This is a genomic window from Blautia sp. NSJ-140, from assembly GCF_022868965.1.
Taxonomy (GTDB): Bacteria; Bacillota; Clostridia; order Lachnospirales; family Lachnospiraceae; genus Blautia_A.
Window position 1 is genome coordinate 1 of the sequence record NZ_JALIFS010000020.1, and the last position, 19,569, is coordinate 19,569.

Below are 19,569 nucleotides of genomic sequence, written 5' to 3' on the forward strand. Positions count from 1 at the left end.
TACCATGAGCAGCCACCGAGAGTTGAATACGGATTAACGGAACTCGGAACAAAAATGCTTCCAATTGTTAATTCACTTGCTGACTTTGGTAACTACTATAAATCACTTATTGAACAGAATTAAGTACGTTAGTATTTGAAAAGCTTGAACAATCGGAATTTATAAAGGAGAATATTGATGAAACTATTTTTATGTTCGCACTTTTCAAGTGTGGGAAGTCTGATAAAGGAAGAAATTGAAAATAAGAAAGTCGCATTTATTCCAACAGCTTCACTGCGTGAAGGCTACACCGGTTATGTCGGCTCGGCTCGAAAATTATTCAAAAAGTTGGGAGCAATCGTAACTGAAATTGATATTTCAACGGAGGCTTATTCAACGATACAGTCTGTTTTTGAAGAAGCAGATGTGATATATTTTACCGGCGGAAATTCTTTCTTTCTTATGGACCAGCTCCGTAAAACGGGAACTGATGGGCTACTGAAAAAGGAATTGGCAAATGGAAAATTGATGATCGGCGAGTCGGCAGGCGCAATTATATGCGCTCCAAGCATCCAATATATCGAGCAAATGGATGAAAAGCCAGAGGACTACTCACAAGAAGATGATGCAGGGCTTGATTTGATTGATTTCTATGTTCTTCCGCATTATCTTACAGCACCATTTAAGAAAGTTACCGAGAAAATAATGACTGAGTTTTCGGATTTGAATCTATGCCCAATTAACAACCGTCAGGGAATTGTAATTGATGGTGAAGGTTCAAAGGTTATTTGCAAAGACTAATTTGAAAATTCAAGTTTACAGAACTGAATCAAAAGAGCTCGAAGGAGCTCTTTTTCCTTTTTTATAATAGTATCATTATGGTATAATAGAGACATTAAAATCGGTATTTAACGAGGAGGTAATGATTATGAGTAGAAATATAAAAGGTGGTTTTTTAACATTAAGTAGTGTTGTTGGTATTGTAGGAATGATAATAGCGGCAATGCAAAATCCAGCAACTGCATGGGTAACGCCACCTGGAAGAATGATTATAAGTATTTTAGAAAATGGATTATTGATTCCTACGGTTTTATTCCTTGTTCTTTTTATTTATGGATTGTATATTCTCCTAACGGAGAAAAACGATTGAGCAATACCGGTTTGTCGAATTAAGAAAACCGGTATTTGTGGAGGAGGAATTCTGTAATGAGATTTTTTGAAAATACCCGTAAGCCACAAGGCTTCGGCGGAAAATTGATGACGAAGATGATGAACAGCGGTCACGCCAAATTATCGCAATGGGGATTCTCAAATATCTCCGCGAAGTCTGATGCTGAAGTTCTTGACGTCGGCTGTGGCGGCGGAGCAAATATTGCGGTCTGGCTTGATAGATGTAGAAATGGCCACGTGACAGGAATGGATTATTCTGAGGTTAGTGTGGCAGAATCTCAAAAATTGAACGCCCTCGCCATTAAACAAGGGAAATGTAATGTAGTTCAAGGAGATGTATCTGCTATACCCTTTTCTGACGCGACTTTTGATTATGTTTCTGCCTTCGAAACAGTTTACTTTTGGCCAGGATTAGTAAAATGCTTTTCCGAGGTCAACCGTGTGCTGAAAAGCGAAGGCATATTCCTGATTTGTAACGAGAGTGACGGAACGAATGCCGCAGATGAAAAATGGACAAAGATGATCAATGGTATGAAGATTTACACATCTAAACAACTTGTTGCCGCTTTGAAAGAAGCGGGTTTTACAGAGATCAAAACGTATTCAAATGCAAAAAATCATTGGATAAGTATTGTTGCAACGAAATAGCCAAATTCAAGTTTGTAGGGCAAATAAGCTGTTTATTTGACTAGAAAAAAGAATTACAATTAATAACGCCGGTGCGGGATTTTGGTATCCAGTGCCGGCATTATTGATTCTACAGGGGCTTGGGGGTGTAGCCACCAAATATATTATTCATTTTCGTTTTCAGAAAGTTTGTTAAGGATCCATTCCTGATTGATAACAATATCCTCATCAGCGCGGAGATCTTTTAAATCATTGTAATGTGAAGAAGCAAGTTCATATGTATTGTCGATATTAATTGCATCAGTGGCCTCACCCAGGATGAAGATAGCTGTATCTGCCACGATGCTCAACCACAGAAATTTGAAATTGTTCCAGAAGTTTGGATTGGAATTCATCAAAACTATTGGATGTGGCAGCGCATTCATCAATCGCATTTCGCAAATATTCTTTCTGTGTTAGGAATACAGTGGATGTTGGTTTGAGACCAGCTTCGATAATTTTCTGATTGATCTCATCCAGTTTTTGCTGGCCGTATTTCTGTGCCATATACTCTTTCTGAGTGATTTTTCTTTCAGCCGGAGCAAGAGGATCTATGATTGATTTGCTTCTCAAGCAGAAGTTTTCTTAGATATTCAGAACGTGAGATTGAAAAACAAGCAGCTCCTTGATCCAGCAAATTGAGTTCGACATCTGTCAGTTGTACTGCAACAAAACGTCTGTTATTGAGAGGGTATGGGAGATCCCCATCAAGATAAAACCCATAGGTTGACGGGAGGCCAAATGGCAATACCGTTAAACCTGGGTGGATCTTGCTCTTATTTGTACCCCTCTATATAACAAAACGCTCAGAGGCTGTTTTACAGTGGGGGAAAAGAAAAAATATCAAAAAATTGATGATTAATGGTGAGCTTGTGATAGAATGAAAAAAAGAGAAAAGCATAGAGGATGTAGTTGTGGAGAATATTTGTTATGATTAGAAAGATGCTGAACGGAGATATCGATAGAGTTGCTGACATATGGTTAAAGACAAATCTGAAAGCACATTGTTTTATTTCCGATCAATACTGGAAAAGTAATTATGAATTAGTGAAAGAAATGATGTCACAATCCGAAGTCTATGTGTATGAAGATGATAAAGTGATTCAAGGATTTGTAGGACTAAATGATGAATATATCGAAGGTATTTTTGTTTCTGATGAAATGCAGTCGTGCGGCATAGGTAAGCTTTTATTGGATTATATTAAGGATAAAAAAGTTAGATTACAATTAAATGTATACCAGAAGAATGCCAGAGCAATTTCTTTTTACCAAAGAGAAGGGTTCATTATTCAATGTGAAGGTTTTGATGAAGCCACTGGTGAAAAAGAATACACCATGCTATGGAAACAGAAATCGGAATAAGAAGGAGATAGACTATTGAGAGCATACGAGAATAAAGACGAACTTAAAAACGAAATAAATAAAAGCTTTGCAAAGTATATTTCGGAATTTAATGATATTCCAGAATCCTTAAAAGACAAAAGGGTTGATGGTGTTGATCGAACTCCAGCAGAAAATCTTGCTTACCAGGTTGGCTGGACAACTCTCGTTCTTAAATGGGAAGCAGACGAAAGAAAGGGGATTGATGTCAAAACTCCTTCAGATGATTTTAAGTGGAATCAGCTTGGTGAATTATATCAATGGTTTACAGATATATACGCTCATCTGTCGATACAAGAGTTGAAAGATATATTGAATGAGAATGTGCATTCTATTTATGCGATGATAGATTCGCTAAGTGAGGAAGAATTATTCAAACCACATATGAGAAAATGGGCTGACGAAGCAACTAAAACAGCTGTCTGGGAAGTATACAAGTTCATACATGTTAACACAGTTGCCCCATTCGGAACATTTAGAACTAAGATTAGAAAATGGAAAAAAATAGCACTATAAAGTAAAGAATCTTTTAGCTTATATGAGAAGAACGGGAATAATCACAACAGATTCCGAGAATCAAAAGAGGTCATCTTGGATACTTGTTAAGAATTTAATTAATTTCAGGAAAAAATGCAGAAATCTAATGTTACGATGTTCTACAATCTCCGTCATAATAAAAATATCTCCATCATTTCAAAAGAGAATGACGGAGATATTTCGCCCTGCTTATTCTTGTAGTAACCAATCGGCTATATCGTGAATTTCGATTTCTTCATAGCTATATAGGGGATGTTTGGTTCTGCGGGCATTGCTTAATTTACTGACGAAGACGATGAAGCAATGAAAAACACGATTAAAATGCGGGATAAACACTGCTTCTAAAGAATATAATATGATTGTGGAATAGAAATACGCAACAAGTTACAAAAATCTATTTCAATGTCCAGCTGATATATTGATTTTTGAAGTCCATCCGGATATGCTAGAATAGAAAAATGCAACATGTTGCAAAAATCTTTTATAGTGAGGCTTTAAGATGAAGATTCACAGAGATTTTTATTTGGATAAATTGATAAAAAGAAAGAATAATGGATTGATTAAGGTAATTACTGGTATTCGTCGATGTGGAAAATCCGTATCCCATTTCCTTATTATTCAATCAATCATTAATTGTAAAAATTAAGAAGCATTTCAATCAGTTCACCATGTCACTTTTATTTTGTGTTATAATGTGTTATCAGATTTGTTACCCTTGTATTTTCCCTTATCAGAGTTCGTAAACACTGGCGGGACGATATAACACAAGGGAAACAATAAGGGAAAGCTCACCTGCGACAAATCCGGTGTTTTCAAGGGTTTACAGAGAATTTAATAACAAAATATAACAGTTATTAAATCTCTTAAAACAGGTGAAATCTCAATCGGAAGTCGTGGAGGTGATTTTATTATGATTTTGTGCTTTTCAGGAACCGGCAACAGCCGTTATATAGCGAAAAAAATTGCAGTTGAATTGCAGGACGAGATTGTAGATGTGAATGCGAAAATCAAGGCAGTAGATTATTCGCCAATAAAAACAGGTGAGAATGTAGTCGTTGTAACTCCGACTTATGCGTGGCGTATTCCCCGAATTGTGTCGGATTGGCTTTCCAAAACGAAATTGCTTTCTGCAAAACGTATTTGGTTTGTTATGAACTGCGGCAGTGAAATTGGCAATGCGTCAAAATATAACCGTAGTCTTGCTGAGCAAAAGCACTTATGTTATATGGGTACATCTCAAATTCTTATGCCGGAAAACTATATTGCCATGTTCGATGCACCCCAGGCAGAGGAAGCAAGAAAAATTGTAAAAAATGCTGAGCCTACTATTGAGGATACCATTGCCTGTATTAAGACAGAGCAACCTTTCCCTGTACCACGAAACAATCTCTACGACCGTTTTATGAGTGGTCCGGTAAATCCGGTTTTTTATCAGTTCTTCGTGAAGGCTACTGCATTTCAGACAGATGATACTTGTATCGGATGCGGTCAATGTGTTAAAAACTGCCCAAAGAATAACATTGCACTTGAAAACGGAAAGCCGATATGGGGGAATCAATGTACTCACTGTATGGCATGTATTTGTTATTGCCCCACAGAAGCAATAGAGTATGGCAAAAAGAGCATAGGAAAGCCGCGTTATCATTTTGAGCAGTTAAAGATGAAATGATTTGTAAAGTGTCGATAACGTGGAATTTAACTGAGAAAACCCCAGTTTGCATTGATGATAAGCAGTTCATCTGAATCCTGTTCAATATATGAATATGAGCAGGATTTTTCTATTTACAACAATATTTTTTAGGGGATGTTTGGTTCTGGCAATAATCATTTTCGGATAAGCATCTCGAATCTGAAGCAGAGGAGAACATTCTCTCTCAAATGTTTCCTGCCCGGAAATGTTGTTGCTGACCTGAAGATAAAACTTCTCGCTACCTCTCTGAGCCACAAAGTCGATTTTCTTTTGATAGAGCTTGCCGACATAAACATCGTATCCACGGCGAAGAAGCTCGATGCAAACGATGTTTTCATATACTCTGCCATAATCCATATTTCTGCTTCCCAGTATTGAATATCGAATACCGCTGTCACACAAATAGAACTTTTCAGAGCTTTCAAGGTATTTCTTTTTTCATTTTTCGAAACCGCTTCGTTGTACTTAGTATACCGTCTGCTAAAAGTATATGAAAGATGTCGCTTTCAAAAACACAAATTTTTTTATTTTTTGAAAGTGGAAACTATGTAAAGGCAACCCGATTCTTTACTGAATTTCAAGTAAAATGCAGAAATTTCAAAAAGATTGCTTTTGACCACTGTAAAACATGCTCTGAGCGTTTCGTTATATGAAGGGATAATTTTTCTTTCATATTTCAAAGAAAAGAGGATAAAGAAATGTCAGAGAAAAGATGTTATACAGTTCAGGAGTTACAGGAAATCTTAGGAGTCAGCAGACCTACTATTTATAACCTTTTGAAGAAAAAGGAATTCCGGTGTATCAATTCTGAATGGAAATCAAATCAAGACACACAGTCATTTAATGAAAATATCGAGAAGGAATACCAGAAACTTTTGGAAACACTGTCTCCGGAACAAGAGAAAGTGCCTACGGAGTACTGTGATGAAATATTTGCCAGCGGAGCAGAAACAGAAGAGTTTTTCTATCGCCTGGGTATAAAGGATGGACTGAGATTAAAAAGTACGGTAAAATCTGTATTAGAAATGATGTCGTGAAATTGGAATTGTAGAAGAAATAGATGATTCAGTTGTCGTAAATTTGCGACAACTGAATAAGACGGTAAAACGAAGTATGCTTTAGAATTATTAGTTCTGGTAAATCCGTTGGTTGTGCGGACTTATGCACTGCTATTTGATGTAAACTGATAACATCAGAATTAGATAAATCAGAAAAAAGAGATAAAGGAGAAGAGATATGTGGCGGCCGGATTTTTTTATTCAAAGACTTTTAAAATCATAGCGACAGTAATCATTAGTGTTGAGCTGATAATCATAATTACATTGAATGTAGTGGATCTTTACTGTGATGAACCGGGACGTAACAGTACGAGCAACAGCTATTCCAGTAAATCCCAAAGAAGTTATTCTTCCGGCAAGAAGAGTAAATACATACAGTAATTCTTATTCATCCAGAAGAAACGATTCTTATGATGTTTATAATTATGATGACCCGGATGATTTCGCTGATGACTGGGCAGAGGAATTTGGTGGTGGAAATTATGATGGCGGATATGATGATGCGTATGATTATTGGGAGGAGAACTACGGGAAATAATAATGCAAGGAAATTGTGGAGGTAAATTTGTTGAAAGAAAGTACATATCAAACTCCTTGTGGAACGATTCATTATTGGTCAAGTATTCTGAGGTTGGATACAACGACGCTTGTATTTCTTCCGGGGCTGACTGCTGACCATAGACTGTTTGATAAACAGGTTGAGCACTTCGTGAAAAAATATAATATTATTGTATGGGATGCACCGGCTCATGCCTCCTCTTGGCCGTTCCGGTTTGAATTTGATCTGTTTGATAAGGCAAAATGGCTGAATGGGATTCTTGAAAAAGAAGAAATCAGAAAACCGATTATAATCGGCCAATCAATGGGAGGATATGTGGGACAGGCTTATGCACAATTGTATCCCGACCGGCTGGCAGGCTTTATCTCCATTGATTCGGCACCGTTGCAGAGAAACTATGTGACATCAGTGGAAATCTGGCTTCTGAAAAGAATGGAACCAATATATACACATTACCCATGGAAGTTGCTTTTGAAATCCGGAACTGAGGGAGTTGCAACTTCTAATTATGGCAGAAACCTGATGAAGGAAATGATGTTGGTCTATGATGGTGATCAGCATCGTTATGCACAAATTGCAGGGCATGGATTTCGTATTCTGGCAGAGGCGATGGAAAAGGAGCTGCCATATGAAATTAAATGCCCTTCCCTGTTGATATGTGGTACAAAGGATCATGCCGGTTCATGTATTCGGTATAACAGAGCATGGCATCGGAAAACGAAAATTCCTTTAAAGTGGATTGAAGGGGCCGGTCATAATTCTAATACAGATAAACCGGAGATGATAAATAGTTTACTAGAAGAATTCCTCTCGAAGGTTTTATGAGAGGCAACTTAAAGTTATTTGAATTAAAAAAGCGAATAGAGAGAAAAAGTAATGAAAAATATATTGATTATTTCAAGCTCACTTGGTAATCTGAATGGTTTTGTAGAGCATCTGGAAGAATACAGGATTGCAGGAAAAATATATGCAGCAAACGTGATGGATGCTGGATTGGTCAAGAATCAAAGTGTTTTCCAAAAAGCCTACGATATGGGATATTCTATTTAAGCTGTTGAAAATCGAGAAAACCATACACAACCTGATGGAAAATCCATGTAGCCAATATCGAAGAAGTGTAAAGAACTTATTATGTCTGTTGGAAAGAGCGGTGAAAAGTTATGAAGCTATTATTTAAACAAAGGCTGTTTTCATGGTTTGACAGCTATGATATCTATGATGAAGCAGGCAACACTGTTTATGTAGTAAAAGGTCAGTTGTCCTGGGGACATAAGCTTGTAATTTATGATGCCTATGGAAATGAAGTAGGAATGGTTGTTCAGAAAGTTCTTACCTTCCTTCCTAAATTTGAGATTTATAAAAACGGCAGTTATATAGGATGCCTGAGCAAAGAATTCTCATTCCTGACGCCACATTATAATATTGATTACAATGGATGGCATATTGATGGAACCATTATGGAATGGGACTATAGCATTCTTGATCGAAGTGGATATTTAATTGCACGGGTCAATAAAGAACTGTTTCATATGACTGATACATATGTCATTGATGTACAGAATCCAGGAAACGCGTTGGATGCTCTGATGTTTGTATTGGCAATCGATGCAGAAAAATGTTCCAGGAATTAAATAGTTGATCTTGTTACTGTAATTATTCGGAGGATGAAGCATGGGAATATTCAAAAAGAAAATCGTGAAAAAAACATATGACCGAGAACATATGAAACCAGTAATTCGTGCAAGCATTTGTACCGGAGAAGAAGTAGCAGGGTTCAAAGACATACGGACCGGAAAAATCGAAGAAATCATGCTGATCAGATCACTGGAAGACTTAGAAAAATTCAAAGCGATATATGAGATAGCAGAGGAAATTGCAAAAGAATATTAGACATTGGACAAGGAAGAGATGTTGTCATGAGAACTATAGGTAATATCCTTTGGTTTATATTTGGAGGATTACTGGGCGGACTGGCATGGATTTTTGCAGGATGCATGCGGTCAATGTGTCAAAAACTGCCCGATGAATAACATTGCACTTGGAAACGGAAAGCCGATATGGGGGAATCAATGTACTCACTGGATGGCATATAACGCCGATACAGGATTTTTATAATCCTATACCGGCGTTTGTTGGTTACGAGAGAATGTGTTTTACGCTTACTTTCCAAATGTATTGCTGGATTTAGCTGCAGCTTTAGCTGCCATGGTGTTGGTGGACTCAGACAAGGAAGTTGTCGGCGCGACCGGACACATCAGTACTCGTCCTGTTCCACGATAAACATTTACCAGGCCCTCTCCGCTAACTGCAGATCCTACAAGTGTTTTTGTAGATCTTTCTACGGTGAATTCAAGATTTGATGACCAGCATACAGCAAGATTTCCATCAATTTTCAGTTCATCATTTTCCAATATGACTTCAATCAATTCATCTTCAGGAACATTAGATTCCAGTGCAGCTACACCATTTCCCTGCAAACTCAGATTAAACAGACCTTCGCCACCTAGTACGGCTGATGAAAGGTTCTTTCTGGCTACAACTTTACTTTTTACATTTGCATCACAAGCCAGGAACATGCCATCTTCAATTGTCATTCCGGCTGATCCCCACTTGCCAACATCTGCAAGAATAATGTATTTATATGTTGGTTCCAGTACCAGACAGCCTTCGCCAACATATTCCGGTTTAACTGCGGTTTCTTTTGTAACGGCACCTTTGATTGCTTTTCCAAGGAAATCTCCGATGCCTTTTACGCCAGATGTAGCTCGTACATTTCCGCCCATCCATTGCATGGCACCGGCTTGGATAACAGCTGAATGGTCTTTATCAATATCAATAACAACCTGTCTTCTTCTGACATTCATTTTACTCATGAAATACTCATTCATTGCATTCATAGGTGAAACGCTGGCATCCTGTACATATTCAAGTACATGGAAGTTCCCGATACTTTTCGCATATTTTCTGTTTTCATTTTGTAAGTTTTCAATTCGCATAGCATAATCTCCCTTTTAATAATCTATGATGTTGCTCGGATATGCTTATTATAAAAGAGTCAGCATAGATAGAAAACAATTCGTGCAGAGAAATATAAAGACGGAATTCTCAAAATTCGAGAAATATAAAGATGCAATTCCTCATGGTGGATGTGTATTATGAAAAATAAATTTGTTATAGTGACAATATCAACAAAAAAGTAGAATGTAAATGGGGTGATCAGATGGAAGTGGCACAGAGAATTCGATTGATCCGGATAATAGAAAAGATGGAGAAAAATCCGGCATTTAGTAATAAGATTGGTATAAAGAACACATCTGAATATTTATCAGAAAAAGAACAGAAAAAATGAAAGACACATATCAAAATGAGTTTCAGAAGGAGTAAAAAAATGTTATCGTTATTATTTACAATTTGTATGATTTGGTTTGTTGGAAAATTTTTTATATTTGGATTAAAAGCATCCTGGGGAATTATGAAACTACTTTGCACAGTTATTTTCTTCCCAGTGATATTGATTGGTATGGTTGTAGGTGGACTGATGTATATTGCATTTCCATTGTTGATCATCGGTGGCATTATAGCATTGGTGACATCACGTTCATAATGGATCAGGAGGAGAAAACAGAAAGTATCATCAATCAATTACAGCGTATGTAAAGGAAAAGGCAATGAATCAGAAATGGTTCATTGCCTTTCGTCACGTAATGGCTTGTTTTAATTTTTCTTTTTCGGCGTTTAAGAGTTCAAGATTAAGCCCCTGTTCTCCGGCTGTCTTATCTACCCAAAGATTCAAAGAGTCTATGGCTAAAGAAATTTCATCAAGTTTTTTACTGATATAAGCAAAATCTTTCATTTCATCATCGCTGATCTTACCGTCACGGGCAATCTGGATCAGGCGACCGGTAAGAGGATTGATTTCATTTAGACTGGCAATTGTCTCCAAAATGATATTTGACAGATCTGTCACTTCTACTTCTGGAACATAACGATGGCCGATTTCGCATTTGTGAGAGCAATAATAATTGCAAAGCTCTGGTCTTTTGTAGGCATCTGCCATCTGGAGGATATCATAAGGTGTAGGTTCTTGTGTTTCATATTCAAATTTTTCAATTTTTGAATCAGAGACAGCATCCATTTTTTCACTGGCCTCTGCTCTTGTAAGGCCTGCCGCTTCTCGGCAAAGCTGGTAAATTGTCTTGTTTTCCCTGGTGGATTGTTTACCCATGAGAATTTCCTCCCCGTATATCGCCAAACATGAGGATTATCAATATTTAAGTCCTCATGCAGGACGTGTATTTCTCGTATGGAGTTTATTATACTTGAATTATCAGTTAACAACAAGCTCAATAATGAATATGAAGTCAAAAATTAATAGTATTTGTAAGGCGTCAGTGGAGTTATTTCCGCTGGCGTTTTTATTTTTTAAATCTTTTTTCATTTCTCCCTAAACTTTCCCAAACTTTTTTGTATTTAGAAGTTGAGAAGGCTACAGATCAAAAATTTGAATCAAAAAGCCGGATTAGCACTTTGAAAATTAAATGAGCTTGCCAGTCCGCCGGAGTCCTGCCAGATAGGATTCCGGATAAGTTCAAGGACAATCGGTCCGAGGATGAACAGAAACAGAGGTTTGCATTGAAACATTGCTGCGGCAATGGCTTTCTTGGCAAAGCAGCGAATTGATAATGATACTCCCGAATGATGTCGGCCAGGAGGAGTGAGGATCCTGGAGACCATACACGATATGGTTGAGGCTGCCTGCGATGGCGCTAACGGACTGGGTGTTCCCTGAGATGGGATGCACACGTGAACAAGACAAACGAGCACTGTATGAAAAAGATTGCCCCGGTGTATTTCGGGGTAACTGACAATAGAAGTCGTGTGGCAGAGGGAAACTTCTGCCATACCCTTGTGTTGCCAGTGAAAAGAAGTGGCAAACAGAAAGGAGATTAAACAGATGAAACCATATCTAAAAGCAGAAGAAATAACTAGAGAGATTAAAGAAAAGTTACCGGTGATTGATGAGGAGACTTTCAGAGAACATTATTGTTCAGAGTGTCTGTATTATGCAGGAAGGATTGATAAGAAGCCGCGTTGTATGCAGCGCCAGTGTTCCTGGGATCAGGAAGAGGAACATTTCGCGCCGGTATTAAGAAGGATGATTCCGATTCTTGATGAGGAATGCATGCAGGCAGAGGAGAGGTATATTGATGCCAAACGCAGAAGAGACGCCGTTCAAGAGATGTTCGCAGAGGAGATTCGCATGGAACGCAGAAAAAAGATCCATGTTACAAATGTGCGTATAATTGTCATGCTCTATGCATCGGATTTTGCTATCAGCAGATGACAGCTCATCCTGTTGATCCGAATGAAAAAATCTAGGGAGAAGAAATTTTGTTTGGTAGGAAAGATTCACTATAGGAATTGTATTTATGTTATACTTGAGTCGATATTGAGAGAGAGGATTTGCTTGATGCTGTAAAATTGATCTTGAGTCGATGAGAAAGATTTCCGATCAAGATAAATAAGAATAAAAATGGAATACAGGAGAAAATAAATGGTAAAACAAATTGTAAGAGATGTTTTCTTCCTAGGCCAGCCATCTGAACCGGCCACGAAAGCAGATATCCAGGTGGGGAAAGACTTGCAGGACACACTGCAGGCGAACCGGGAGCGGTGCGTTGGTATGGCTGCAAACATGATTGGTGTAAAGAAGAATATCATTATTGTGAATATGGGATTCATAGACGTTGTGATGTTCAATCCGGTGATCGTTTCAAAACGTGACATGTATGAGACAGAAGAAGGTTGTCTGTCCCTGGACGGTGTCCGCAAGACGACCAGATATCAGGAAATTGAAGTGGAGTATTATGATTTCAACTGGAAAAAACAGAGACAGAAGCTGTCCGGATGGACGGCACAGATCTGTCAGCATGAAATTGATCATTTGTCCGGGAAGATCATATAACCGAATGCGAATTGCGAGGTGGCCAGCATGTTAAAGAATATACTGATCGTAGTAGATGATATAGAAAAATCCATAGAGTTTTATAGGGATTTATTTGGTCTGCAAGTGATTCTTCAGAATGAAGGGAATGTAATTTTATCGGAGGGCCTTGTTTTGCAGGACGTTGGTTTATGGGGAAAGACGTTGGATGAGATTTCTACACCATTCAATAACAGGATGGAACTGTATTTTGAGGAATTTGATATAGATGGCTTGCTTGCAAAATATGAATCCGGTAAGTATTTCGTCCGATATGCCACTGAACTAACAGAACTTGCAGGTGGGCAGATGCTTGTAAGGCTGTATGATCCGAGTGGTAATCTCATTGAGGTTCGTACGCCATTTATGTGTAATTAAAGGAGAAGATATGCAGATTTTTGTTGATGCAGATGCCTGTCCGGTAGTCGGTATCGTTGAAAAAGTTGCGAAAGAGCACGAGCTTCCGGTAACGTTGTTGTGTGATACCAATCATGTGTTATCTTCTGATTACAGTGAAGTAATCGTAGTTGGAGCCGGAGCAGATGCAGTGGATTATAAACTGATCAGCATTTGCCATAAAGGAGATATTGTTGTATCACAGGATTATGGAGTGGCGGCAATGGCACTTGGAAAAGCAGCGTATGCGATTCATCAATCCGGGAAATGGTATACCAATGAGAATATTGACCAGATGCTTATGGAACGCCACTTGAACAAGAAAGCGCGAAGGGCATCCGGAAAGAATCACTTAAAAGGACCAAGAAAACGAACAGCAGAGGATGATGAGCATTTCAGAGCGTCTTTTGAGAAAATGATACATATGGTGATGGACAAGGAGAAATAATTTGAATATACAGATTTTTGGAACAAAGAAGTGCAATGATACAAAGAAAGCAGAACGTTTTTTCAAAGAACGTGGGATCAAGTTTCAGTTTATTGATATGAAAGAAAAAGGCATGAGCAAGGGTGAATTCAATTCGGTTGCCCAGGCAAATGGTGGACTGGAAAATATGATCAACTGGGAGGGCAAGGATAAGGATCTGCTTGCGCTCATTAAGTACATTGCAGAGGAAGATAAACTTGAGAAGGTACTGGAAAACCCGCAGGTGATTAAGACACCGGTGGTTCGTAATGGAAAACAATCCACTCTTGGATATCAGCCGGATATCTGGAAGGCGTGGAAATAAGAGTGCCGGTAGACTTCTGACCTAGATAAATAAAGCAACACAGGAGAATCGGGAGGTGTAGAATGATGGAAAAGAAAAGAACCTATATTGCAATCGATCTTAAGTCATTCTATGCGTCTGTGGAATGTAAAGAACGAAATAGGGATCCTTTAACGACCAATCTTGTGGTTGCGGATAAAAGCAGAACAGAAAAAACAATCTGTCTTGCGGTATCTCCAGCTTTAAAATGTTATGGGATACCCGGAAGGGCTCGTTTATTTGAGGTTGTTCAAAAAGTAAAAGAAGCCAACAGCGCCCGCAGGTGGAAAGCGCCGAACAGAGCTTTTATCGGAGCTTCTGATGACAGCACAGAATTAGATACCAATCCGGCACTGGAGATTGATTATATTGTTGCTCCACCACGGATGGCTCTCTATCTGGAATACAGCACCAGAATTTACAGCATTTATCTGAAATATATTGCGCCGGAAGATATTTTCCCTTATTCGATCGACGAAGTATTTATGGATGTAACGGATTATCTGCATACCTATAATATGACAGCAAGAGAACTTGCCATGTCCATGATACAGGACGTGCTGAAGACAACAGGTATAACAGCAACTGCAGGAATTGGAACAAATATGTATCTGTGTAAGATTGCGATGGATATCGTGGCAAAGCACATTAAAGAAGATAAAGATGGTGTACGAATTGCGGAACTGGATGAAATGTCATACCGAAGGAAACTCTGGGGCCACAGACCACTTACTGATTTCTGGAGAGTAGGAAAAGGATACGCAAAGAAGCTGGAAGAATACGGGCTTTATACAATGGGTGATATTGCAAGATGTTCCATCGGAAAAACGAATGAATTATACAATGAAGATCTGTTATATAGGCTGTTTGGCGTTAATGCAGAACTGTTGATCGATCATGCCTGGGGGTACGAGCCCTGTACCATGGAAATGGTCAAGGCCTATAAACCGGAAACGAACAGTGTTTGTTCCGGACAGGTACTTCATTGTCCTTATGATTTTGAAAAAGCAAAACTGGTTGTAAAAGAGATGACGGACCAGATGGTTTTGGATTTGGTGGACAAGAAGCTGGTCACAGACCAGATCGTGTTGACAGTTGGTTATGATATTGAGAATCTGAGCAACACCGACAGGAGAAAACAATATCATGGAGAGGTTACGATCGATCGTTATGGAAGAAAAATCCCGAAACACGCACATGGAACGACCAATCTAAAAAGGCAGACTTCCTCAACAAAAATGATAACGGATGCAGTAATAGAGCTATATGACAGGATCGTTGACAGAAACCTGCTTATCAGAAGAATCAATATCACAGCGAACAGGCTTGTGGAGGAAAGTTCTGTAAAGAAAGAAGAAGTGTATGAGCAGCTGGATCTTTTTACGGATTATGAGGCGCAAAGGAAAAAGAAGGAAGAGGAAGAAGCCGCGCTGGATCGCGAAAAACGTATGCAGGAAGCCATGCTCAGTATCAAAAAGAAATTTGGAAAAAACGCTGTACTGAAGGGGATGAATCTTCAGGAAGGCGCAACCGCCAGGGATAGAAATGAACAAATTGGCGGACATAAGGCGTAAAGGAGTTGGAAGAGGATGAAAAATAATTCTTATGACGATATCATCAATTTACCCCATCCGGTCTCTAAGAATCATCCGCAAATGCCGCTTCAGGATCGGGCAGCGCAATTTGCTCCTTTTGCAGCCCTGACTGGACATGATGCTGCGATAAAAGAGACGGCAAGATTAACCGATGAACGATTGGAACTGAGTGAGGAAGCGATTGCTCAGCTGAACGAAAAAATTAATATAATCAGAAATAATATTGGCATAGAACAGAAAGTATCGATAACTTATTTTATTCCCGATGCAAAAAAAGCCGGCGGAGCCTATGTTACGTGCTCCGGTAGTGTAAAAAAGATAGACGAATACGAGCATACCATTATCATGACAGATCAAACGGTCATTCCAATCGAGCAGATAAGTGATATTAAATGTGAAGAGTGGCAAATCTGAGAGTTGGATGGCGGAAAGTATCGCATTCCGATGTTATGTGAAAGACTGGCTGGAAAAAAGGCTGGAAAAACAGGGATACTGTTAAAAAATATCCATTATAATTATAAGCCAAAGAATATGAATAGTGCTTATCTATTGCTGTTTCGAAACTTCCCAGGGGTGGTATTATAATACTTATGAAAAAGTTCACAAAAATAACTGCTATTTGAAAACCCGCAGGTATATGCTATCTCAGTAACAGACATTGTAGTATTTTGAAGAAGAAAAACAGATTTTTCCAAACGATAGCGATTTAGATATACCATTGGGGAAGTATTCAAATATTTCTGAAAAAGGGAAGTGCATTTTGTCTTGCAGCAATTTCCTGAGGATGAAATATCTTTAAGCATAATTTTTTGGGGATAATTTTTCTGCACATATCCGATCATTGTAGTAAGAGCCAGAGTATCCTCTGTATCTTTATCATAATCTGGAAAATAGTTCATATTTTCAGCAAGGAGGCGAAAAATATGAACGGTTTTTTCCAGCGTAATAAATGGCTGTATTTCATCCACATTTTTTTTGTAAAGCATTTCAAGGTCACGAAGAATAGAATTCTGCCACAGGATAGACGGATTCAGTGGCTGATAGGGAAAATGAATATTCTGTATCAGGGGATTTAGACATTTTTCCACAAAATAAGCATTTACAGAAAGCAACTGCGGAGATAACAGAATACAGATAAAGAGACATTCTGTATGAGTATCGGAATAGCCATAATGAAAGCAGCGGCTGTTTACAAAAATTCCTTCACCTGCTTGCAAAGAAATCTTCTGACCATTCACATCATAAAACATCTGTCCCTCTAAAATCAGAATAAATTCCAGATCGTCATGCCAATGACTGACTGCACGAAAATCAGGATAGCGTGAAAGCTGTCCCTTTTTTATATATGCAGGAAAGTCTGGATTGTTATAGGCAACATTTTCAGATGCATCTGAATTTAAAACAATGCTTGGACATACTTCCATCAAAATAATCTCCTTTTCGAACGTTTGTTATATTATTATGGCTGATTATGGTATAAAAATCAATAAAATTGGTTTATTTTTATATTGTGCACAGAAAGGAAAAATTGTAGATGGGAAACGAATTCACAAATAAGATTTTGAAACTTGCTCTGCCCATTACAGCACAACAATTTATGTTAGCACTTGTAAGTGCATGCGATGCTTTTATGTTGGGAGGATTAAATCAGAACTCTCTGTCAGCAGTTTCGCTGGCTTCGCAGATCACCTTTGTTTTTAATTTGATTTTAACAGCACTTACAATAGGGGAAAATATGTTTGTTGCACAGTATTATGGAAAAAGAGATTTTGATGGATTACGGACATCAGCAGGACTTGTATTAAGATATGTATTCATAATTTCCATTCTCTTTCTGCTTGCAACATTCTTTATTCCTGAAACGCTCATGCGACTGTTTACAAACGACACTATACTGATTGATTATGGTATTAAGTATTTGAAAGTGATTGGATTATCTTATATCTTTTCAGGAGTTCTGCAGGTTTTGCAGGGAATCTTGAAAAATTGTGGTTATGCAGGTAGATGTACCATAATAAGTGCAGTTGTTGTCTGTGTTAATATTATACTGAATGTTATTCTGATTTACGGATACATGGGCTTTCCAAGAATGGAGATTGCAGGTGCGGCACTGGCTACTGTCATTGCAAATGGAGTTGGTCTGGTTATTACGATTTATATTTTGTACCTGAAAAAGGAATTTTGGATTGGAGTAAAAGACATAAAAAACAGGGAAGTCCATATAACGAGGAAATTCTGGAAACATGTTTATCCGGTACTTTTTAATGAACTTGCCTGGGGCGGTGGATTTACGATGTATTCTGTCATACTTGGACATCTTGGTTCCGATGCTATCGCAGCCAATTCTATTGCAAATATAACCAAGAATCTTTTAATCTGTGGTTGTACCGGCTTTGGATATGGGGGAAGTATTATTGTTGGAAATCTGCTTGGTAAAGGGAACTTATCTGAAGCAAAGAAAAACGGAAATATTTTATGCAAAACTTCGGTATTTTTGGGCGTGGTGACGGCTGGAGTGATTTTTCTTGTGACACCTGTAATCCTGCATTTTACGAATCTGACTGATATAGCAACAGGATATTTAAAGAATATGCTGTTTATAAGCAGCTATTATGTAATAGGAAAATCAATTAATTCTATGACAATAGGTGGTATTTTTCCTGCAGGGGGAGATACAAAATTTGGATTAATATGTGATGTGGTTACTATGTGGTGCTTTGCAGTTCCACTGGGATGTATCGCAGCATTTGTATTTAAATTGCCGGTAATGATGGTGTATTTTGTCTTAAATTTGGATGAACTGGTAAAACTTCCGGCAGTATTTAAACATTATAAACAATATAAATGGTTAAAAAATTTAACAGAAATGGAGAATTAAATTATGGATATGAAAAAAAGAAGAGATATGCAGCTTGCTTACATTTCAGATGAAGCGGTTATGGAAGAACAGAGGATAGGTAGAAAAATTCTGCAAAAACTTAATTTTGCAGATCGGTCGGATTTTGATGGGATTGCAGAAATAGTAAAAGAACTTTTGGGAAAATCGGAAGGTGCATGGATTAACCCACCTTTTTACTGCGATTATGGTTCGCATATAGAAGTAGGTAAAAATTTCTTTGCAAATTATAACTGTACAATTATAGATGTGGCAAAGGTAAAAATCGGTGATAACTGTCAGATGGCACCCAATGTATCTATTTATACGGCAGGACATCCAATTTATCCAGATACGCGCAATTCTGCTTTTGAATACGGAAAAGAGGTTACCATCGGGGATAATGTATGGTTGGGAGGAAATACAGTAGTGTGTCCTGGAGTACATATTGGAGACAATGTGGTAATTGGTGCAGGAAGTGTTGTAACAAAAGACATTCCGGATTGGTCCATTGCAGCCGGAAATCCATGTCGTGTGATTAGAAAAATAACAGATGAGGACAGGAGAAAATTGTTTCACAATGAAGAAATTGATGATGAAGCATGGGATATGATATGTGCACAGGCGGAAAAATAATATGATCATGAGAGAACGGATTGCAGCCGGATAATTATCTACAGATTATTGTGAAGGGCTTCCGGAAGATCGGATAAACTGTAAAAAAAGAATGATTCAGTTTAATTCGGGAGTTTTTTGGGGTATAAACATCAATGCTGTTGTATTGCGGGTTATATTTTGCAAATATTGTTCTCATCGTACCATATTTCCTTATCATCAATTAATCATTATAGCAATCCTCTAAAATAATGTAT

26 protein-coding genes and 4 pseudogenes are annotated in these 19,569 nt (G+C 38.1%); 23 read left to right on the plus strand and 7 right to left on the minus strand.

Features of this window, described 5'->3' with window-relative positions; translation table 11 throughout:
* The 4 genes from MUB50_RS16450 to MUB50_RS16465 form a co-directional block, all read left to right on the plus strand.
* Positions 1 to 123, plus strand: a 123-nt coding sequence (locus MUB50_RS16450) for a winged helix-turn-helix transcriptional regulator (RefSeq protein ID WP_244802551.1), incomplete at its 5' end; no start/stop codon positions are given.
* Between the two features lie 54 nt (positions 124 to 177).
* A complete protein-coding gene (locus tag MUB50_RS16455) occupies positions 178 to 780 on the plus strand; it encodes a Type 1 glutamine amidotransferase-like domain-containing protein (protein WP_055271744.1) in 603 nt (200 codons plus the stop codon).
* A 127-nt stretch (positions 781 to 907) separates the two neighbouring features.
* Positions 908 to 1,129: a hypothetical protein gene (locus tag MUB50_RS16460; protein WP_044960621.1), complete on the plus strand. Its 222-nt coding sequence runs from the start codon at positions 908 to 910 to the stop codon at positions 1,127 to 1,129.
* A 56-nt stretch (positions 1,130 to 1,185) separates the two neighbouring features.
* Entirely contained in the window at positions 1,186 to 1,797 is a 612-nt protein-coding gene (locus MUB50_RS16465; RefSeq protein WP_008704955.1) for a class I SAM-dependent methyltransferase, read from the plus strand.
* Between the two features lie 143 nt (positions 1,798 to 1,940).
* Here MUB50_RS16465 and MUB50_RS16470 read toward each other — a convergent pair whose 3' ends face one another.
* Entirely contained in the window at positions 1,941 to 2,117 is a 177-nt protein-coding gene (locus MUB50_RS16470; protein WP_244802550.1) for a hypothetical protein, read from the minus strand.
* Positions 2,092 to 2,370: pseudogene (locus tag MUB50_RS16475) on the minus strand (relaxase/mobilization nuclease); the annotation flags it as partial. The gene MUB50_RS16470 and the pseudogene MUB50_RS16475, both read right to left, overlap by 26 nt.
* A gap of 375 nt (positions 2,371 to 2,745) precedes the next feature.
* Between MUB50_RS16475 and MUB50_RS16480 the strand changes: the two are divergent.
* Positions 2,746 to 3,177 (plus strand): GNAT family N-acetyltransferase, encoded by a 432-nt coding sequence (locus MUB50_RS16480; RefSeq protein ID WP_244791720.1) that lies wholly within the window; start codon positions 2,746 to 2,748, stop codon positions 3,175 to 3,177.
* A gap of 15 nt (positions 3,178 to 3,192) precedes the next feature.
* Positions 3,193 to 3,711, plus strand: coding sequence for a ClbS/DfsB family four-helix bundle protein (locus MUB50_RS16485; RefSeq protein WP_118420155.1), 519 nt, complete (start codon positions 3,193 to 3,195; stop codon positions 3,709 to 3,711).
* 210 nt (positions 3,712 to 3,921) lie between these two features.
* Here MUB50_RS16485 and MUB50_RS17305 read toward each other — a convergent pair.
* Positions 3,922 to 3,996, minus strand: a pseudogene (locus MUB50_RS17305) (ATP-binding protein); the annotation flags it as partial.
* A 646-nt stretch (positions 3,997 to 4,642) separates the two neighbouring features.
* On the opposite strand from MUB50_RS17305, the gene MUB50_RS16495 reads away from it, so the two are divergent.
* Positions 4,643 to 5,401 carry an EFR1 family ferrodoxin gene (locus MUB50_RS16495; protein WP_118515712.1) on the plus strand — a complete coding sequence of 253 codons (759 nt, stop codon included), beginning with the start codon at positions 4,643 to 4,645 and terminating at the stop codon, positions 5,399 to 5,401.
* Between the two features lie 81 nt (positions 5,402 to 5,482).
* Here MUB50_RS16495 and MUB50_RS16500 read toward each other — a convergent pair.
* Positions 5,483 to 5,857: pseudogene (locus MUB50_RS16500) on the minus strand (DUF4143 domain-containing protein); the annotation flags it as partial.
* 263 nt (positions 5,858 to 6,120) lie between these two features.
* Between MUB50_RS16500 and MUB50_RS17315 the strand changes: the two are divergent.
* The 6 genes and pseudogenes from MUB50_RS17315 to MUB50_RS16530 form a co-directional block, all read left to right on the plus strand.
* Positions 6,121 to 6,226: pseudogene (locus MUB50_RS17315) on the plus strand (helix-turn-helix transcriptional regulator); the annotation flags it as partial.
* A 543-nt stretch (positions 6,227 to 6,769) separates the two neighbouring features.
* Positions 6,770 to 7,018: a hypothetical protein gene (locus MUB50_RS16510; RefSeq protein WP_244791722.1), complete on the plus strand. Its 249-nt coding sequence runs from the start codon at positions 6,770 to 6,772 to the stop codon at positions 7,016 to 7,018.
* Positions 7,019 to 7,048: 30 nt separating this feature from the next.
* Positions 7,049 to 7,864 carry an alpha/beta fold hydrolase gene (locus tag MUB50_RS16515; RefSeq protein WP_173754495.1) on the plus strand — a complete coding sequence of 272 codons (816 nt, stop codon included), beginning with the start codon at positions 7,049 to 7,051 and terminating at the stop codon, positions 7,862 to 7,864.
* A gap of 51 nt (positions 7,865 to 7,915) precedes the next feature.
* On the plus strand, positions 7,916 to 8,089 hold the full coding sequence (locus tag MUB50_RS16520; protein WP_244791724.1) for a hypothetical protein: 174 nt from the start codon (positions 7,916 to 7,918) through the stop codon (positions 8,087 to 8,089).
* A 110-nt stretch (positions 8,090 to 8,199) separates the two neighbouring features.
* On the plus strand, positions 8,200 to 8,670 hold the full coding sequence (locus tag MUB50_RS16525; protein WP_118626667.1) for an LURP-one-related/scramblase family protein: 471 nt from the start codon (positions 8,200 to 8,202) through the stop codon (positions 8,668 to 8,670).
* Positions 8,671 to 8,710: 40 nt separating this feature from the next.
* Positions 8,711 to 8,929 (plus strand): aspartate dehydrogenase, encoded by a 219-nt coding sequence (locus MUB50_RS16530; protein ID WP_244791726.1) that lies wholly within the window; start codon positions 8,711 to 8,713, stop codon positions 8,927 to 8,929.
* Between the two features lie 269 nt (positions 8,930 to 9,198).
* Here MUB50_RS16530 and MUB50_RS16540 read toward each other — a convergent pair whose 3' ends face one another.
* Entirely contained in the window at positions 9,199 to 10,035 is an 837-nt protein-coding gene (locus tag MUB50_RS16540) for an AIM24 family protein (protein ID WP_244791728.1), read from the minus strand.
* Positions 10,036 to 10,427: 392 nt separating this feature from the next.
* Here MUB50_RS16540 and MUB50_RS16545 point away from each other — a divergent pair, with 392 nt between their 5' ends.
* Positions 10,428 to 10,643 (plus strand): hypothetical protein, encoded by a 216-nt coding sequence (locus tag MUB50_RS16545; protein WP_118515724.1) that lies wholly within the window; start codon positions 10,428 to 10,430, stop codon positions 10,641 to 10,643.
* Between the two features lie 93 nt (positions 10,644 to 10,736).
* On the opposite strand, the gene MUB50_RS16550 is transcribed toward MUB50_RS16545, so the two are convergent.
* Positions 10,737 to 11,264, minus strand: a complete 528-nt coding sequence (locus MUB50_RS16550; RefSeq protein ID WP_244791730.1) for a helix-turn-helix domain-containing protein — start codon at positions 11,262 to 11,264, stop codon at positions 10,737 to 10,739.
* Positions 11,265 to 11,993: 729 nt separating this feature from the next.
* On the opposite strand from MUB50_RS16550, the gene MUB50_RS16555 reads away from it, so the two are divergent.
* From MUB50_RS16555 to MUB50_RS16585, 7 genes are all read left to right on the plus strand, one after another.
* Positions 11,994 to 12,383, plus strand: a complete 390-nt coding sequence (locus tag MUB50_RS16555) for a hypothetical protein (RefSeq protein ID WP_173746536.1) — start codon at positions 11,994 to 11,996, stop codon at positions 12,381 to 12,383.
* A gap of 210 nt (positions 12,384 to 12,593) precedes the next feature.
* Positions 12,594 to 13,004 carry a peptide deformylase gene (locus MUB50_RS16560; RefSeq protein WP_117990283.1) on the plus strand — a complete coding sequence of 137 codons (411 nt, stop codon included), beginning with the start codon at positions 12,594 to 12,596 and terminating at the stop codon, positions 13,002 to 13,004.
* Positions 13,005 to 13,031: 27 nt separating this feature from the next.
* Positions 13,032 to 13,400: a VOC family protein gene (locus MUB50_RS16565; protein ID WP_244791732.1), complete on the plus strand. Its 369-nt coding sequence runs from the start codon at positions 13,032 to 13,034 to the stop codon at positions 13,398 to 13,400.
* Positions 13,401 to 13,410: 10 nt separating this feature from the next.
* The gene (locus tag MUB50_RS16570; protein ID WP_244791734.1) at positions 13,411 to 13,866 is read left to right on the plus strand and encodes a YaiI/YqxD family protein; all 456 of its coding nucleotides are present in this window, start codon (positions 13,411 to 13,413) and stop codon (positions 13,864 to 13,866) included.
* 1 nt (position 13,867) lies between these two features.
* The gene (locus MUB50_RS16575) at positions 13,868 to 14,209 is read left to right on the plus strand and encodes an arsenate reductase family protein (RefSeq protein ID WP_118039893.1); all 342 of its coding nucleotides are present in this window, start codon (positions 13,868 to 13,870) and stop codon (positions 14,207 to 14,209) included.
* A 65-nt stretch (positions 14,210 to 14,274) separates the two neighbouring features.
* Positions 14,275 to 15,801: a Y-family DNA polymerase gene (locus MUB50_RS16580; RefSeq protein WP_244791742.1), complete on the plus strand. Its 1,527-nt coding sequence runs from the start codon at positions 14,275 to 14,277 to the stop codon at positions 15,799 to 15,801.
* Between the two features lie 15 nt (positions 15,802 to 15,816).
* The gene (locus MUB50_RS16585; protein ID WP_138276895.1) at positions 15,817 to 16,236 is read left to right on the plus strand and encodes a YolD-like family protein; all 420 of its coding nucleotides are present in this window, start codon (positions 15,817 to 15,819) and stop codon (positions 16,234 to 16,236) included.
* Between the two features lie 128 nt (positions 16,237 to 16,364).
* Here MUB50_RS16585 and MUB50_RS16590 read toward each other — a convergent pair whose 3' ends face one another.
* Positions 16,365 to 17,246, minus strand: coding sequence for an AraC family transcriptional regulator (locus MUB50_RS16590; protein ID WP_173754479.1), 882 nt, complete (start codon positions 17,244 to 17,246; stop codon positions 16,365 to 16,367).
* A 110-nt stretch (positions 17,247 to 17,356) separates the two neighbouring features.
* Between MUB50_RS16590 and MUB50_RS16595 the strand changes: the two genes are divergently transcribed.
* Both MUB50_RS16595 and MUB50_RS16600 read left to right on the plus strand, forming a co-directional pair.
* Complete coding sequence (locus MUB50_RS16595; RefSeq protein WP_244791736.1) at positions 17,357 to 18,700, plus strand: MATE family efflux transporter; 1,344 nt, start codon at positions 17,357 to 17,359, stop codon at positions 18,698 to 18,700.
* A gap of 3 nt (positions 18,701 to 18,703) precedes the next feature.
* A complete protein-coding gene (locus MUB50_RS16600; protein ID WP_021650092.1) occupies positions 18,704 to 19,333 on the plus strand; it encodes a sugar O-acetyltransferase in 630 nt (209 codons plus the stop codon).
* The last annotated feature ends 236 nt before the right edge of the window (positions 19,334 to 19,569 follow it).